At 69.5% G+C, this 15,660-nt stretch carries 15 protein-coding genes; 12 read left to right on the top strand and 3 right to left on the bottom strand.

Features of this window, described 5'->3' with window-relative positions; translation table 11 throughout:
- A partial coding sequence (locus D452_RS29060) for an ABC transporter transmembrane domain-containing protein (RefSeq protein ID WP_017547144.1) occupies window positions 1-1,414 on the bottom strand: 1,414 nt, incomplete at its 3' end.
- Window positions 1,415-1,886: 472 nt separating this feature from the next.
- On the opposite strand from D452_RS29060, the gene D452_RS0126405 reads away from it, so the two are divergent.
- From D452_RS0126405 to D452_RS0126370, 8 genes are all read left to right on the top strand, one after another.
- Complete coding sequence (locus tag D452_RS0126405) at window positions 1,887-2,654, top strand: siderophore-interacting protein (protein ID WP_017547143.1); 768 nt, start codon at window positions 1,887-1,889, stop codon at window positions 2,652-2,654.
- A 147-nt stretch (window positions 2,655-2,801) separates the two neighbouring features.
- Window positions 2,802-3,809, top strand: coding sequence for an ABC transporter substrate-binding protein (locus tag D452_RS0126400; protein WP_017547142.1), 1,008 nt, complete (start codon window positions 2,802-2,804; stop codon window positions 3,807-3,809).
- A gap of 264 nt (window positions 3,810-4,073) precedes the next feature.
- A complete protein-coding gene (locus tag D452_RS0126395) occupies window positions 4,074-4,661 on the top strand; it encodes a TetR/AcrR family transcriptional regulator (protein WP_017547141.1) in 588 nt (195 codons plus the stop codon).
- A 4-nt stretch (window positions 4,662-4,665) separates the two neighbouring features.
- The gene (locus D452_RS0126390) at window positions 4,666-5,856 is read left to right on the top strand and encodes a GDSL-type esterase/lipase family protein (protein WP_017547140.1); all 1,191 of its coding nucleotides are present in this window, start codon (window positions 4,666-4,668) and stop codon (window positions 5,854-5,856) included.
- 167 nt (window positions 5,857-6,023) lie between these two features.
- Entirely contained in the window at window positions 6,024-6,716 is a 693-nt protein-coding gene (locus D452_RS0126385) for a haloacid dehalogenase type II (RefSeq protein WP_017547139.1), read from the top strand.
- A gap of 205 nt (window positions 6,717-6,921) precedes the next feature.
- The gene (locus tag D452_RS0126380) at window positions 6,922-8,040 is read left to right on the top strand and encodes a FecCD family ABC transporter permease (RefSeq protein WP_017547138.1); all 1,119 of its coding nucleotides are present in this window, start codon (window positions 6,922-6,924) and stop codon (window positions 8,038-8,040) included.
- On the top strand, window positions 8,040-8,825 hold the full coding sequence (locus D452_RS0126375; RefSeq protein WP_017547137.1) for an ABC transporter ATP-binding protein: 786 nt from the start codon (window positions 8,040-8,042) through the stop codon (window positions 8,823-8,825). The genes D452_RS0126380 and D452_RS0126375 overlap by 1 nt, the downstream gene beginning before the upstream one ends.
- Window positions 8,822-9,820 carry an ABC transporter substrate-binding protein gene (locus D452_RS0126370; protein WP_017547136.1) on the top strand — a complete coding sequence of 333 codons (999 nt, stop codon included), beginning with the start codon at window positions 8,822-8,824 and terminating at the stop codon, window positions 9,818-9,820. The genes D452_RS0126375 and D452_RS0126370 overlap by 4 nt, the downstream gene beginning before the upstream one ends.
- A 91-nt stretch (window positions 9,821-9,911) precedes the next feature.
- Here the strand turns inward: D452_RS0126370 and D452_RS0126365 are convergent, their stop codons facing one another.
- Window positions 9,912-10,286, bottom strand: a complete 375-nt coding sequence (locus D452_RS0126365; RefSeq protein ID WP_017547135.1) for a hypothetical protein — start codon at window positions 10,284-10,286, stop codon at window positions 9,912-9,914.
- A 202-nt stretch (window positions 10,287-10,488) separates the two neighbouring features.
- Here D452_RS0126365 and D452_RS0126360 point away from each other — a divergent pair, with 202 nt between their 5' ends.
- Both D452_RS0126360 and D452_RS29335 read left to right on the top strand, forming a co-directional pair.
- On the top strand, window positions 10,489-11,343 hold the full coding sequence (locus D452_RS0126360) for a helix-turn-helix domain-containing protein (RefSeq protein ID WP_017547134.1): 855 nt from the start codon (window positions 10,489-10,491) through the stop codon (window positions 11,341-11,343).
- Window positions 11,340-11,594 carry a DUF397 domain-containing protein gene (locus D452_RS29335; protein ID WP_051061369.1) on the top strand — a complete coding sequence of 85 codons (255 nt, stop codon included), beginning with the start codon at window positions 11,340-11,342 and terminating at the stop codon, window positions 11,592-11,594. The genes D452_RS0126360 and D452_RS29335 overlap by 4 nt, the downstream gene beginning before the upstream one ends.
- A 155-nt stretch (window positions 11,595-11,749) precedes the next feature.
- Here the strand turns inward: D452_RS29335 and D452_RS0126350 are convergent, their stop codons facing one another.
- Entirely contained in the window at window positions 11,750-12,187 is a 438-nt protein-coding gene (locus D452_RS0126350; RefSeq protein ID WP_051061368.1) for an NUDIX hydrolase, read from the bottom strand.
- A gap of 289 nt (window positions 12,188-12,476) precedes the next feature.
- Between D452_RS0126350 and D452_RS0126345 the strand changes: the two genes are divergently transcribed.
- Both D452_RS0126345 and D452_RS0126340 read left to right on the top strand, forming a co-directional pair.
- The gene (locus D452_RS0126345) at window positions 12,477-13,796 is read left to right on the top strand and encodes a YjiH family protein (protein WP_017547131.1); all 1,320 of its coding nucleotides are present in this window, start codon (window positions 12,477-12,479) and stop codon (window positions 13,794-13,796) included.
- An 892-nt stretch (window positions 13,797-14,688) separates the two neighbouring features.
- Complete coding sequence (locus tag D452_RS0126340) at window positions 14,689-15,615, top strand: SDR family oxidoreductase (RefSeq protein ID WP_083927632.1); 927 nt, start codon at window positions 14,689-14,691, stop codon at window positions 15,613-15,615.
- Window positions 15,616-15,660 lie beyond the last annotated feature (45 nt).

Below are 15,660 nucleotides of genomic sequence, written 5' to 3'. Positions count from 1 at the left end.
GGGCGCCCCCCGCCAGTGCGGTGAGCAGGGTGTCGTCCCCGGTGACGGGTGCGGCGGGGGTGGCGCGGTCGTCGCGGGAGGCGCGGCTGACGGCGAGGTTGGAGCGGAGCGTGCCCTCGAACAGGACGCTGCCGTGCTCCTCCACCAGGACGGTGCGGCGCAGCGAGGTGAGGTCGAGTTCGTTGACCGGTTCGCCTCCCACGAGGGTGGTGCCCCCGGCTCCGGCGGCACGGCCGGTCAGGAGGTCGACCAGATCCTCGGCGTCGCGCGGGTCGGTGGCGAGCACCGCGACGAGCTCTCCCTGGGCCACGGTCAGGTCCACGCCGTCGAGGTTGCGGTGGGTGACGCCGCGCAGTTCCACGGCGGGCGGGACCTCGGGGAGCGTGTCCGGGAGGAGCCGGTCACCGGGGGCGACGGCGTCGGGGGCGTTGAGCAGGCGCACGAGGCGCTGGGCGGAGGCGCGGGCGACCGCGAACATCTGGCCGACCATGCCCAGCGCCCGGACGGGTTCGGCGAGGAACTGCGCGAGACCGACCACGATGACGAGTTCGCCGATGGTCAGGTGCCCTTGGAGCGCCATCCATCCTGCGACTCCGGCGACGCAGGCCAGGAAGACCGCGCCGGCGGCGGTGACCAGGCCCTTGTAGAGGCCGTTGGTGGCGGCGGCGCCCACCGACGCGGTCAGGGCGACGTCGCTGGCCCGCCGGTAGCGCAGGGAGGCGTTGTGGCGAGCGCCGATACCCATGAGGACCCGCAGGCCGCCGACGAGGTCGGTGGCCATGGCGGTGGCGCGGGCGGCGGTGGCCTGTTTGGCCTCGGTGCGGCGGGTGATGCGGGCGGCGGGCAGACGCAGGAGCAGGAGCATCAGCGGGACGCCGAGCAGGACGCCGAGGCCGAGGGGCAGGTTGATGGTGAGCAGGACGACGGTGGTGACGACGATCGCGGTGACCTGGGCGATCCCCACGGCCCAGGCGCGCACGAACGTGGAGGCCTGTTCGGCGTCGGAGGTGGCCACGGCCAGGACCTCCCCGGAGCGCAGGCCGCTGCGTTCACCACGGGGGTGGAGGACGCGGCGGGCGGACTCCAGGCGCAGCAGGTGGGCCTCGCGTTCGACGGCGTTGAGGGTGAAGCGGGCGCCGGAGCGGTAGGCGAGGGCCAGGCAGGTGAAGAGGAGTGCCAGTCCGCCCACGCACCAGAGCAGGGCGGTGGTGTCACCGGTGGAGACGGCGAGGTCGATGGTGACGCCGATCGCCACCGGGACCAGGGCCTCACACACCTGGTGGAGGGAGAGCAGGAGGACGCCGAGGGTCACCCGGCCCCGGTGGCGGCGCAGGGTGCGCGCGCGCAGGGCCTTCGCGGTGGTGGGGACCGGTTCGGCGGCGACCGGGGTGGCGTTGGCGGTGGCCGCGGTCACGGGGAGACTCCGTTCGGGCTGGAGGACGTGGCGGCGAGTGGCCCCTGGGCCGTCAGGGGCGTCTCGGCCGGGGCCTGTTTTCTGGATGCTTCCGCCGGTGGTGGCGGAGCCGCCACCGGTGCGAGCGGCCATCCTCCCCGCTGCGCTGCTACGCGAGATCCGCAGCGTGGCACAGCGGGGCCCGGCACTCTCTCGCTGGCCGTGGAGCGACGGCCAGCCCGGGCTGGCTGTCCGAGCTTCGTTTCGGTGAAAGCGAGAGCACCTGGTGGTCGCGAGCGCGGAATGATCCGAAGAACAGGGCCCAGCACAGCGTAGCCATCGGTGACACGACCTCCGACCAGGATGACCCCTTTGTCGCAGATACGGGCATTGCCGACCGCCCATGATATTGGTTAGCCTAACCTCACCAACCGCCGCCACTCCTCCGCGAAGGGTCACCCGCTTGCGTATCCAACCCCCGCGTCACCGCCAGATGATCCGTGCCCGGGTCGCGCGCGCCGAGCGGACCACCGACCACTTCATCACCGTGACCGTCAGCGGCCCGGAGCTGGCCGGGTTCGAGTTCCTCGGCCGCGACCAGTGCGTGCGGGTCTTCCTCCGCCGACCCGGCCAGGAGCGATTGGTCCTGCCGGACGCCGACGACGACGGCTGGTACCCGCAGTACCGCGACATGGGCGACGACACCCGCCCCTACGTCCGCAACTACACCATCCGCCGGTTCGACCCCGAGGCACTGGAACTCGATATCGAGTTCGTGGCGCACGGCGACGGCGGCCCCGCCTCGACCTGGGCGATCTCTGCCAGCGAGGGCGACGAGGTGGGCCTGTTCCCCGAGGGCATCTACTACCTGCCCCCGGCCGAGGCCGACTGGCACCTGCTCGTCGGCGACGAGAGCGCCGTGCCCGCCCTGCTGTCCATCGTCGAGCAGGCCCCGCGCGACCTGCGAGCCAAGGTCTACCTGGAGGTCCCCTCCCCGCAGGACGTGCGACAGCTGGACGTGCCGCCGGGGGTGGAGGTGCACTGGCTGCCGCGCGAGGACGCCCACGCCACTCCGGGGCGCCTGGCCCTGGAGACGGTGAGCGCGGCGGACCTGCCCGAGGGCCGCCCCTACTGCTGGGTGGCCGGGGAGAACGCCCTGCCCACCGGCCTGCGCCGCGCCCTGGTACGCGACCGCGCCGTGTCCAAGGACGACATCACCTTCGTGGGCTACTGGCGCGCGGGCGTCGCCGGGGTCGACTGAGCGCTCCCGTTCCGGGGCCGCCGAGAGTGGCCCCGACCGGGTGTTTCACGCCACCCCTCCCCCACTGGTCACACCATCCCCAAGCCACGCTAATCTGGACCATCCCAGCTTAGGCAAGGCTAAGCTCATCTTCGCCAGCGAGGTCCCATGAACCCCGGTCCGTCCACCCGCTTCGGCCTGGTCGCCGCCGGTGCCCTGTCCACGGTCCTGCTCGCCGCGTGCGGTGGCGGCGGCTCCGGCGCCTCCTCCGACTCCTCGGGAGAGACCGCCGAGGGCTACCCCGTCACCGTCGAGACCCTCTTCGGCGACGTGGAGATCGAGGACCGCCCCCAGAACGTGGCCGCGCTCGGCTGGTCCGACGCCGAGACCGCCCTCGCCCTCGGCGTACAGCCGGTGGGCGTGGCCGACTGGCAGGACTACGGCGGCGCCGGCGTGGGCCCCTGGGCGGCCGACCTGTTCGATTCCGAGCCCACGCAACTGGGCACCATGGAGCCCAACATCGAGGCGATCGCCTCCCTGGATCCCGACGTCATCCTGGACACGCGCTCCGACACCTCCCAGGACCGCCACGACCTCCTCTCCCCGGTCGCGCCCGTCGTGGGCCCGCCGCCGGGGGTCGAGGTCACCTACGGCACCACCTGGCAGCAGCAGACCCGCCAGGTCGCCCAGGTCCTGGGGGAGGAGGAGCGCGGCGAGGAACTGGTCACCGAGTTGGAGGGCCGCTTCGAGGAGCTGCGCGGCGACAACCCCGAGTTCGCCGACCTCACCATCGCCGTGGGCGCCTACTTCGACGGCCAGTACGGGGCCTACGTGCCCGGTGACACTCGGGTGGACGTCCTCACCGAGCTGGGCTTCGAGTACAAGCCGGAGCTGGTCGAGATGGCCGACGGCGCCTTCTACACGGACCTGAGCGCCGAGCTCGTGGAGGAGCTGGACGCCGACCTCACGATCGTCTTCCCGATCGGTGACGCCGAGACCACCGCGTTCCTGAAGGAGGACCCGGTCCTCCAGGGCATCGGCTCCGCCGAGGCCGGACGCCTGATCGTCCTGGACGATCCGGAGCTGGCCAACGCCTTCTCCAGCGGCTCCACCCTGGGCATCAACCACGCGCTGGACGAGATCGTACCGATCATCCAGGACACCCTGGAGGACTAGGGGCCACCGCCGCCATGACGGTCCATGGTGTGCGTATCCCGACTGGGGCGCCTTCGCCCTGATGAAGCGCTGATCGTCTGATCCGCCCGAGGACGGCGGCACGTCGTCCGTCCCACGAGGGGCCGGGGTTCACCCCCGGCCCCTCGTGTCGTTTCCGGGCACTACCGGTACCCGAGTGCCATCCCAAGCGCCTAAGCCAGACTCATGTTTGCCTAAAACCCTTAGGCAACCATAGGATCACTTTCGGAAACGAGGAGGATCCCCATGGCAAGGGCAGGACTGACACCGCAACGCCTCACACGCGAGGGCGCCGAACTGGCCGACGAGGTCGGCTTCGACCAGGTGACCGTCTCGGCCCTGGCCCGGCGCTTCGACGTCAGGGTCGCGAGCCTGTACTCGCACGTGCGCAACTCCCAGGACCTCAGGACGCGGATCGCCCTGCTCGCACTGGAGGAGCTGGCCGACCGGGCCGCCGACGCCCTGGCGGGCCGGTCCGGGAAGGACGCACTGGTCGCCCTCGCCAACGTGTACCGCGACTACGCCCACGACCACCCCGGCCGCTACTGCGCCGCCCAGTTCCGACTCGATCCGGAGACAGCGGCGGCCAGCGCCGGAGTCCGGCACGCACGGATGACACGGGCGCTCCTGCGCGGCTACGACCTCAACGAACCGGACCAGACCCACGCCGTCCGCCTTCTGGGCAGTGTCTTCCACGGCTACGTCTCCATGGAGATGGGCGGCAGCTTCAGCCACAGCGCCCCCGACACCCAGGAGACGTGGTCACGGACGCTGGACGCCCTCGACCACCTGCTGCGGACCTGGCCCGCCCCGAACGACACAACCCACGGATGACACCATGCGCACCGGACACCACTGGACCACCACACCTCTGAGCACGGAGTTCCTGCTCGGCGCAGCCGAATGGGAGCACACGGAGCGCGGCCTGCTCCCGCACCGGTTGCCCGCGCGGGCCCGCGCCCAGAACACCGACCCGCTGCTGGCGCTGGCCGAGTCCCAGCCCTCGGGTGTGCGGCTGCTCCTGCGCACCCGGGCGACCGCGATCGAACTCGACGCCCTGCCCACCAAGCGGGTCTACGCGGGTCTGCCCGCGCGCCCGGACGGGGTGTACGACCTGCTCGTGGACGGCCGGCTCACCGCCCGGACCACCGTGTCCGGCGGCGACACCCTGACCTTCGACATGGCCACCGGCGCCGTGGACCACCGGCCCGGGCCCGTGGGCACCGCCCGTTTCACCGACCTGCCCGACCGTGTCAAGGACGTGGAGATCTGGCTGCCGCACGACGAGTCCACGCGCCTCGTCGCCCTGCGCACGGACGCTCCCGTCGAGCCCGTACCGGACCGGGGCCGCCGGGTGTGGCTGCACCACGGCAGCTCCATCAGCCACGGTTCCGACGCGACGAGTCCGACCTCGATCTGGCCCGCCGTGGCGGCCGCGAGCGAACCCGTGGACCTGGTCAACCTGGGGCTGAGCGGCAGCGCCGTGCTCGACCCGTTCACCGCCCGCGCGATGCGGGACACCCCGGCCGACCTGATCAGCGTGAAGATCGGCATCAACCTGGCCAACGGGGACCTCATGCGGATGCGTGCCCTGGGTCCTGCGGTGCACGGTTTCCTGGACACCGTCCGCGAGGGACATCCCGACACACCACTGCTGGTCGTCTCCCCGATCCTGTGCCCCATCCAGGAGGACACCCCGGGCCCCGCCGCCTTCGACACCGAGGCACTGCGGGCCGGTCGGAAGCTGTTCCGGGCCACCGGCGACCCCAAGGAAGGCGCCTCGGGGAAACTCACACTCTCTTCGATCCGGGAGGAGCTGTCCCGGATCGTGCGCGAGCGTTCGGCCGAGGACCCGCACCTGTCCTACCTTGACGGGCGCGACCTCTACGGCGAGGCGGACCACGCGGAGCTGCCACTGCCCGACCGCCTCCACCCGGACACCGCCGCGCACCACCGCATCGGCACCCGGTTCGCGGAGCTCGCCTTCGGCACCGGCGGCCCCTTCGCCCCGGCCACCGGCGCCGCCTGACGACGGGGGCGGACACGGCGGACCGGGACGGACCGGAGCGGGCCCGGCGAGCTATGCTCGCTGGGCCCGGCGGATGTGGGGCGGGCAGGAGATCCGCCCCGTCCGTGTCCGACGACCGAGCCCGCGCGTCCCGGGTGGCGCGGCCGAAGACCCACAGGAGTCCTCCCGTGACCTCACTCCCCGACCTCGACACGATCGTCTTCGACGTCCTCGGAACCATGGTCGACGAGCCCGACGGGATCAGGCGCGGCATCCGCACGGCACTGCCGAACACCGACGGCGAGGAGATGGAGCGGCTCCTCAAGGTGTGGTCCGAGCACGTCGAGGGGCGCCAGCGCGAGATCGTCGCGGGTGGTGTCCCCTACGTCAACGGCGCCGGGCTCGACCTGGAGGCGGCCGCGCACGTGGCGGCCGCGGCGGGCATCGACGACGATGAGGCGGTCCTCGATCTGGCGAACGCCGCGCTGCGCCCGGACCCGTGGCCCGACTCCGTGCGGGCGCTGGAGCGGATCGCCTCGCGCTACTCGGTGGTCGGCCTGTCCAACGCCAGCGGTGCCGCACTCACCCGCATCAGCGCGCACGCCGGGCTGCGCTGGCACCGGGCGCTCACCGCCGAGGACGCTCGCTCCTACAAGCCCCACCCGGACGTCTACCGGCTGGCGGTGGCGAACGCGGGGTGTGCTCCGGAGCGCCTGCTGATGGTCGCCGCCCACGCGTGGGACCTGCGCGGCGCGCGTGAGCTCGGCCTGCGGACCGCCTACGTCGAACGCCCGGGCGGGGACCCGCCCGTCGAGACCGACTCCTTCGACCTGACCGCGAGGAGCCTGGACGAGCTGGCGATCCAGCTCAACGCCGTCTGACCCTTCCACCGGGGCCGATCCGCCCGTCGGTGGTCCCGTGCCCACGAGTTCGAAAGAACCCGTGGGCACGGACCACTGGCGGGCCTTTCGTGTGTCCGGTCGGCTCCCCTTCTCCGAAAGTGGACGCGAGTGCCCAAGTCTGCGCTTAGAATGAAAACCGTTTTCATATCCACTCGTTCTGCGCCCTCACAGGAAGGGAGATCGGATGCGGCACGCCCCCGCTCCCCCCGCTCCCCTCACCGCCCCCGTCGACCCCGGTCCCGAACCCGCCCCCCGGGTCCGCTGGCTGGCCACACCGGCGGGCACCACGACCGCCGCCCTGGTCCTCACCCTCGCACTGGTCGTCTCCGCCGTCCTGGCGATCGGCCTCGGCTCGGCGGTCATCCCCCCGCAGGAGACCGTCCGCTACCTCTGGGCCGCTCTGAGCGGCGGCACCATCCAGGCCGACGAGCTCACGCGCTACCAGGTCATCTGGCAGATCCGCACCCCCCGGGTCCTGCTCGCCGCCATCGTGGGCGCCGGGCTCGGCGCGGTCGGCGTGGCCGTCCAGGCGATGGTGCGCAACCCCCTCGCCGACCCCTACATCCTCGGGGTCTCCTCCGGGGCCTCCGTGGGCGCGGTCCTGGTCGGAGTCCTGGGCGTCTCCGCCCTGGGTGTGCACGCGGTCTCGGCCGGGGCCTTCGCCGGGGCCCTCGCGGCGACCCTGCTCGTCTACGCCGTCTCCTACTCGCGCATGGGCGTCACCCCGCTGCGTCTGGTCCTGACAGGAGTGGCGCTGTCCTTCGGCTTCCAGGCCGTCATGAGCGTGATCGTCTACCTCGCCCCCAGCAACGAGGCCACCAGCACCGTCCTGTACTGGACCATGGGCAGCTTCGGCGCTGCCACCTGGGGCTCGCTGCCCGTGGTCGCGGCCGCCGTGGTGCTGGGCGTGCTCCTGCTGCGCTCCCGGGCCCGCTCCCTGGACGTGACGGCGCTGGGCGACGAGACCGCCGCCAGCCTCGGGGTGGACGCGGACCGTCTGCGCCGGTGGTTGTTCGTCCTGACCGCCGTCATGACCGGCGCGATGGTGGCGGTGAGCGGCGCGATCGGGTTCGTCGGCCTGGTGGTGCCGCACATCGTGCGCATCCTCGTGGGCGCCGACCACCGCAGGGTGCTCACTGTGGCGCCCTTGGCGGGCGCGGTGCTCATGGTCTGGGTGGACCTGGTCTCCCGGGTGGTGGTGGCCCCACGTGAGCTCCCCCTCGGCGTGATCACGGCGCTGGTCGGCGTGCCGGTGTTCATCGCGCTGATGCGCCGTCGCGGCTACCTGTTCGGAGGACGATGATGGACCTGCGCATCGACGATCTTTCCGTGGACCTGGGCGGAGCCCGGATCGTCCGGCGGCTCACCCTGGACGTCCCCGACGGGCAGGTGGTCGGGCTCGTCGGGCCCAACGGCTCCGGAAAGTCCACGGCCCTGCGCTGCGTGTACCGGGCCCTGGGCCCCAGCGCGGGGCGCGTCCTGCTCGACGGCGAGGACCTGACCTCGATGAGCCCGCGTTCGAGCGCCCAGCGCGTCGCGGCCCTCACGCAGGAGAACGGGAGCGACCTCGACTTCACGGTCGAGGAGCTGGTCGCGCTGGGGCGCACACCCCACCTGCGCGGGAACCAGCCGCTGAGCGACAGGGAGCGCGCTCTGTGCCGGAGTTCGATGGAGCTGCTGGACGTGGCGCACCTGGCCGGGCGCGGCGTGCTCGAACTCTCCGGCGGTGAGCGCCAGCGGGTCCTCGTGGCCCGCGCCCTGGTGCAGGAGCCGCGCGTGCTGGTGCTGGACGAGCCCACCAACCACCTGGACGTGCGCCACCAGCTGGACCTGCTCTCGCTGTTGCGCGACGTGGGCGTGACGGTGCTGGTGGTCCTGCACGACCTCAACCTGGCCGCCTCGGCCTGCGACGTGGTCGGTGTGCTCTCCGAGGGCGCGCTGGTGGACGCGGGCACGCCCGAGAAGGTGCTCACCCCCGCCCTGCTCCGGGAGGTCTTCGGCGTGGAGGCCACCGTGGTCCCCCACCCCCTCACCGGCGGCCCGCAGCTGCTGTACCGGCTCCCACCCTCAAGGAAGGACTCCCGATGAACCCCCGAATCCCGCTCCGTCCGCTCGCCCTGGTCCCCCTCGTGACCGTCTCGGTCCTGCTCGCCGGTTGCGGCGCCCAGGTCGAGGGCGTCTCCGAGGCCGGCGCCGGACCGGTCACCGTCCAGCGCTGCGGTGAGGAGGTGGAGTACACCACGCCGCAGCGGGTGGTCGCCTACGAGGGCGGCAGCGCGGACAAGCTGTTCGCGCTCGGGCTGGTCGACCACGTGCACGGCTACGTGATGCCCCCGGCCAACCCGCCGGTCGAGGAGTCGCCGTGGGCCGAGGACTACGCGGCGGTCGAGTTCCTCAGCGACGACCTGCTCAACCGGGAGCTGGTGGTGGACGCGGAGGCGGACCTGGTGGTCGCGGGCTGGAACTCGGGCTTCAGCGACCAGCGGGGCATCACCCCGGAGATCCTCGACGGCATCGGCGTCCAGAGCTTCATGCACGCCGAGTCCTGCTTCAACTACCCGGGGCACCCCGAGCGGGTGACGCCGTTCGAGGGGCTGTACACGGACCTGGAGCGCATGGGGCGGATCTTCGGCGTGGAGGAGCGCGCCACCGAGCTGGTCGAGGGCTACCGGGAACGGGTCGCGGCGGTGGAGGAGCAGGTGCCCGAGGGTGACCCGGCCAAGGTCTTCCTCTACGACTCGGGCACCGACCAGCCCTTCACCGCGGGCAACCAGGTCCCGCCGCACGACATCATCGAGCACGCCGGGGGCGCCAACATCTTCGGTGACCTGGAGCAGCGCTGGACCCAGGTGGGCTGGGAGTCGGTGGTGGAGGAGGAGCCGGAGGTGATCATCATCCTGGACTACGGCGACCAGCCCGCCCAGGAGAAGATCGACTTCCTCACCTCCTCCCCCGCCATGGCCGGGGTCCCGGCCGTGACCGAGGAGAACTTCTTCGTGCTGGACTATAACGAGGGCATCTCGGGGCCGAGGAACATCGACGGCCTGGAGAAGTTCGCGGAGTACCTGCGCGAACTGGACTGAGGACCCGACGGGGCCGCCCGGAGGAGTCCGGAGCGGCCCCCTCAGTCAGGTTCCGGAGGAGGAGACGGCGGGGTTACGCGGCGCTCCGAGGTCAGAGGCTTGCGGTGCTCTCGTCGCGGAACCTCCGCCCCAGCTCGAGGAGACGGATGAGGTGGCTGGCGAACCGCACGGTGTTGAACGCCTCCGCCATGTCCTCGCTGAGGGTGATCTCAACGTTCGCCAGACGATCGGGGCTCAAGCGGACCCGCATTCCCAGTTCCTCGTCGTCGATCACCAGGAATTCGGGGGTCTCCCGGTCGAAGTCCTGAACCGGCAGGCCAGCGGCACGCAACAGGTCCCGGATGGTGGCGCAGTAGCGCGCGAACTGCTCCGAGGACAGGACCTGAGGGTCCTCGTTGTCGACGGAGGTGTCGATCTTGTCCCACTCCTGGGCAACAATGGGGGTGGGGATGTGGACGTCGTTCATCGGCGTTCCCTCCTCGAAGGCCGCCCGAGGTGGGGCGAAGAGGCTGCAATCTCAGTACCCCACCCCGGGCGGCTGTCTCTTTTGAACGGCCCAGTCGGTAGCTCTCTGCGATCTACCCTGGACATGTTGTCAACAGTGACACGGCTCACGTAAGCTACGCAAGAAGTTGAGGCATATATGCGCGAACTTTTGTGAGGAACCCGTGGCAGCGAAGAGACAGGTCACCCTCCGAGCCCAATGGATCGGTAAGACCTTCAAGGAGCTGCGTCAGCGCAACGGCATGACCATGCAGGAGGTCGCCGAGTACCTGGGACGCGATCAATCGTCGCTGAGCAGGTTCGAGGCAGGCATACATCCACCGCGCAAGGACGATGTGGTCGCGCTCATGGACCTGTTTGGAGTGGATGAGGAATCCCAGCGCCAGGCCACCCTCCACATGGTGGGTGAGGTCTCCAAGACAGGCTGGTGGGAGAAGCATGCCAAGGATATCGGCGGCGGCTGGTTCGTCGACCTCCTCTGGCTTGAGGAGCGTGCCGAACACATGCAATTGTTCGGCGTCGCCGCGGTGCCTGGGCTACTTCAGACATCTGGCTATGCGGAAGCGTTGATCAAGGCGGATGATCCCAAGGCTGCGAAGCAGCAGGTGAAGCGCTGGGTGGATCTCCGAATTCAGCGTCAGCAAGTGCTCGATCGTGAGAGCCTGACGATTTCCGTTGTCATTGACGAGGCCGTGTTGAGACGTCCAGTCGGTGGACCCCAGGCCATGGTGAGCCAGGTGGCCCACCTCGCCAACCAAGCCCAGCGGGACAACATCGACATCAGAGTCCTGCCTTTCGCTGCTGGAGCGCACTGTGGTGGCGCGGGGTCCTTCAGGGTCATTCGTATGGCTGAACCATTTCCCACGGTTGCTCACATCGAGACCCCTGCCGGTGTTCTCTTCGCTGAATCAGAAGGCGCTGAGGAACTGGTTGACCGATACGATCGCCTGCACCAGGGGAGTCTTGACGCGGAAGCATCAATGGACTTCCTACACATGCTGGAACGGGAGTTGCGATGAATCGGGACACGTCGACCGTTATTAGTTGGCGCACAAGCAGCTACAGCTCTGACACTGGTGGGCAGTGCGTCGAGGTGGGCTGGCACATCAGCAGCCACAGCCCCAACGGAGACCGCAGCTGCGTCGAAGCGGGTCCCTTCCTGGACGAACCCCAACGGTTCGCGGTACGCGACTCCACCCAGCGCGACCTGGGTTACCTCTCCTTCCCCTCCCCCGAGTGGTCCGCGCTGCTGCGCGTCTCCTCATCCTGAGCCCTGTTCCGGGCTCTGACCACGGTCAGAGTCTTCCCCCACGTCAGCCCGGGAGCTGCTCCGCGCTCCTCGTCCCCACATGCCGAACACGCGCGATCCCGTTCCCGGGAGAGCCATACATCCCTCCCGGGAACGGCAGATGAGGGGTATGGCGGTCACACGTCCGGCTGGGAGAACCAGGACAGCACCGACCTCTTGTACCCCTCCGGCATCGGCAGACGGGGTACCTCGTCTTCGGTGAACAGCCCGGCTTCCTTGTGCTCGCTGGAGACCACGACCGGGGCGTCCGAGTCCACATGACAGCCGTAGGTGACGATGAAGACGTGCTTGTCGACCTGGGTGATGTGGTAAATCCACGAATCGAGGATCTGGGCCACCGTGACCGGCCAGCCCGTCTCCTCCTCGATCTCCCGCGCCAGGCACTCCTCCGGGGTCTCCCCCAGTTCGATCTTTCCGCCGGGGAGCTCCCACTCGTCACGCTCGTTGCGCAACAGGAGTACCCGCCCGTCACGGATGACGACGCCTTTGACTGAGACGGGGAACGTGCGCGGTGCGTAGGGGGCGTCGGACACGGGAGGGCTCGCTTTCGACATACGGGCTCGATGGTGGTGAAGCTGGCAGGCCTCAGAGATTGCCACGGGCCGCATCGCCTGGCACACATGAAGCCGGGCGGGGCGTGCATGACGACACCTCTCCTGCCGATCAGAATGAGATGACCCCCGCTCGGGCTGAGCCGGACACCCGGGGGAAACACTCGGACCCCTGAACGAAACCGGATGTCCGAGATCTCGGACGCTTTCTCCTCTCAAGCCCGGGTGTCCCGCGTCACTTTCTGCTTCGATTCCGGGAATACTCCCATTTCAGAGGCAGGAGGAGCCCCCCGTGAGCGACAACGCGACCGCTTCGAAGGCGGCCGGGACGTGGCGCCTGGTCGTCTACAGCGGTATCGGCATCTTCATGTTCTTCGTCCCGGTGACCTTCGAGGGCCGGAACGCCATCCCGCTGGACCATCTGGTGACCCTCCTCCAGACCGCGCTCGGGCCCGCGCTGCCCTACGTGATCTGGCTGCTCATCGCGGCTGGGACGGTGGTCCCCTTCATCACCGGAACGTGGCGGCACAGCAGGGTGAAGCTGGTGTTCGCCCTGCTGAACATCGTGGGCCTGGCCGTGGCGTCCATGGTGATCCTGGACGTCGGCCCGGACTGGTTCATGGGCGAGGATCTCGCGCCCTTCCTGTTCAACGCCGTGGCCGTCAACGTCGGACTCCTGGTCCCGGTCGGCGCGATCTTCCTGGCGATGCTGGTGGGGTACGGGCTGATGGAGTTCGTCGGGGTCCTGCTGCAACGCGTGATGCGACCCGTGTGGCGCACTCCCGGGCGCTCGGCCGTGGACGCCGCCGCCTCGTTCGTGGGCAGCTACTCGCTGGGGCTGCTCATCACGGACCGCGTCTACCAGTCCGGGCGCTACACGGGCCGGGAGGCGGCGATCATCGCGATCGGGTTCTCCACGGTCTCGGTCACGTTCATGGTGGTCATCGCCAACACCCTGGACCTGATGGGGATCTGGCTGACCTACTTCTTCCTGACGTTCTTCGTCACCTACGCGGTCACCGCGATCCTCGTGCGCGTCCCCCCGCTGAGCCGTATCCCGGACGACCACTTCCCGGGGGCGACGCCGCAGCCGGAGGAGGAGGTCACCGGGAACCGCCTCGGCCACGCCTGGAAGGAGGCCCGAGGGGCCCTGCTCGCGGCGCCGTCGCTGCCGCGCAACGTGTGGGTGAACTTCGCCGACGGGGTCCGGATGAGCATGTCCATCCTTCCGTCGATCATGTCCGTGGGCACCATCGGCCTGGTGGTGGCGCACTCCACCCCGGTCTTCGACCTGCTGGCCTACGTGTTCGTCCCGTTCACGTGGCTGGTGGGGCTCTCCGACCCCATGCTGGCCGCCAAGGCGCTCTCGGTGGGGATCGCCGAGGTGTTCCTGCCCGCGACCGTGGCCGCCGGGTCCGAAGACCTCGTGCTCCGCCTGGTGGTCGGTGTCGTGTCGGTGTCCTCGATCGTCTTCTTCTCCGCTCTGGTCCCCTGCGTCCTGGCCACGCGCATCCCGCTGACGGTGGGGCAGCTCGTGGTGATCTGGTTCCAGCGGGTCATCCTCAGCGTGCTCATCGCCGGTCCCCTGGCCTACCTGCTGGTCGGTCTCTGACCGCAGGAGAGCGGGTTCCCTGACCGCGAGGGGGCGGTGGCTCTGGCGAAAGTCACGGGAACCGTTGAGGCGCGGTCGGCCCGCACCGGTCGGAACGGTTCCGCACGTGGTTCCTCCCCGGCGGGAATTCGTTCCAGCGGTACGCCCAGGGCCCGCAGGAAGCGGCCAAGCACGTCCGGTCGCCACCTGTGGGCCCTGGATCGCGACCGCGCGGATGGACACACGAAGGCCCCGTCAGGACGTGGTTCCTGAACCGACGAGTGTGGTCGCGGGGAGTGGGTCGAGCAGTCAGCCGACGACACAACCGGTCGTCGGGAGTAGGGCGTTTTACCGCCAACGGTCGTTGCCACCACCAGTGTTCGCGCTTTGGCCACCGACCATTTCCCACATCGTGATGACTTCTTGCAACCAGGGAAGATGTGACTGGTCGTCGACCATACAACAGGACCGCCCCGCGGGGAAGTGGTTGACAGCGCCTCGATCGTACAGTTAATCTTCCCCAGAAAGCATTGGGAGCGCTCCCAAGTTCCCATTCGATTCTCACGTGAATTGTTTACCCCGCCGCAACACCCCCTCGGATATCAACTGATAAATTCACACTCCGCATCCTTTCCCTTCACCCCCCAGGCCGCAGCATCCACCCCCGCAGGCACGCCGCCACGCCTCTGATCTGAATTTATACAGCCGACGGTGACAGAGTCACGAGGTGCGCTATCGGCACAGGCAGAGGCCTCGGCGACCCATGCGCGAACACCCCTACGGTCTCACCTTCGAAGCAAATCCCCCATTACCCACAAGGTGAGCCAACCACTCTTGCACCTACCGCTCGCCAATCGAGGCAGACGTGGTGTCTTTTCCGGACAACCCAAGCCTTTTTGAAACGGGTCATCACATGTCACGCAACATTCTCGTAACCGGTGCCAGTGGAATGTTGGGCAGTCGGGTGATGCGGGCGCTCCGCACAGGAGTTCCGAAAGATACGCAGTTCCCGGAAACTGTGAACACTGTCACGGGTTGGTCGTACCGCAACGACGCCCCAGGGCTGCACAGAGTCGACGCGACGTCCCCGGAACAGGTCAACCGTTACTTCGCCGACCACACCCCACAGGTGTGTGTGCACTGTGTCGCCGCCCCCGATGTCCAGGTGTGCGAGCGCGCCCCGCACACGGCCCACCTGCTGAACGCCAAGAGCACCGAGAACGTCGCACTGGCATGCGAACGGTACGGCGCCAAGCTCGTCCACATCTCCACGGAGTACGTCTTCGACGGATCGGCCAGCGACGGGTACCGCGAGGACGACACCCCCGCTCCGCTCCAGACCTACGGCGAGACAAAACTCCTCGGAGAGCACCGCGCCGCCCTTGCTCCCGGTGCGCTCACGGTCCGCCTGCCCGTGCTGTACGGCGATCCGGTCCCACACCGCGCCCCCACCTGGCTCGAAGCCATGCTGGAGGCGTTGGGCCAGGGCCACTCCGTCGACCTCGACGACCACTACGGGCGCCAACCCACCTGGAGCCACGACGTGGCCGCGATCCTGGCGCGCGCCATCGCTGACGACCTCACGGGAGTCCTGCACGTGGCCGCGCAGGAGGGCGCCACCAAATACGAGTGGGGGCGGATCGTCGCCGAGGCCGCCGGACTGTCCCCGGACCTGCTTCGCCCCACCCAGCCTGCCCCCGGCGGGGTCCTCCGGCCCGAACGTCCCTGGCTGCGCACCGAACGACTGGAATCCCTCGGCCTGCTACCGCCCCCCGGGATCCGCCGACGAGCCGTCGACTACCTGCGCTCGACGGGGTCCCGACTGCGGTCTTCCCACTGAGGGCGCAGGCGTCCCGGTCGTCCGGCGGAACCACTCGCAGAAGGA

The organism is Nocardiopsis prasina DSM 43845 (genome assembly GCF_000341265.1).
In the GTDB taxonomy this organism is placed as follows: domain Bacteria; phylum Actinomycetota; class Actinomycetes; order Streptosporangiales; family Streptosporangiaceae; genus Nocardiopsis; species Nocardiopsis prasina.
The sequence above is the reverse complement of the archived record's forward strand: the minus strand, read 5'-3'. Positions and strand labels throughout refer to the sequence as shown.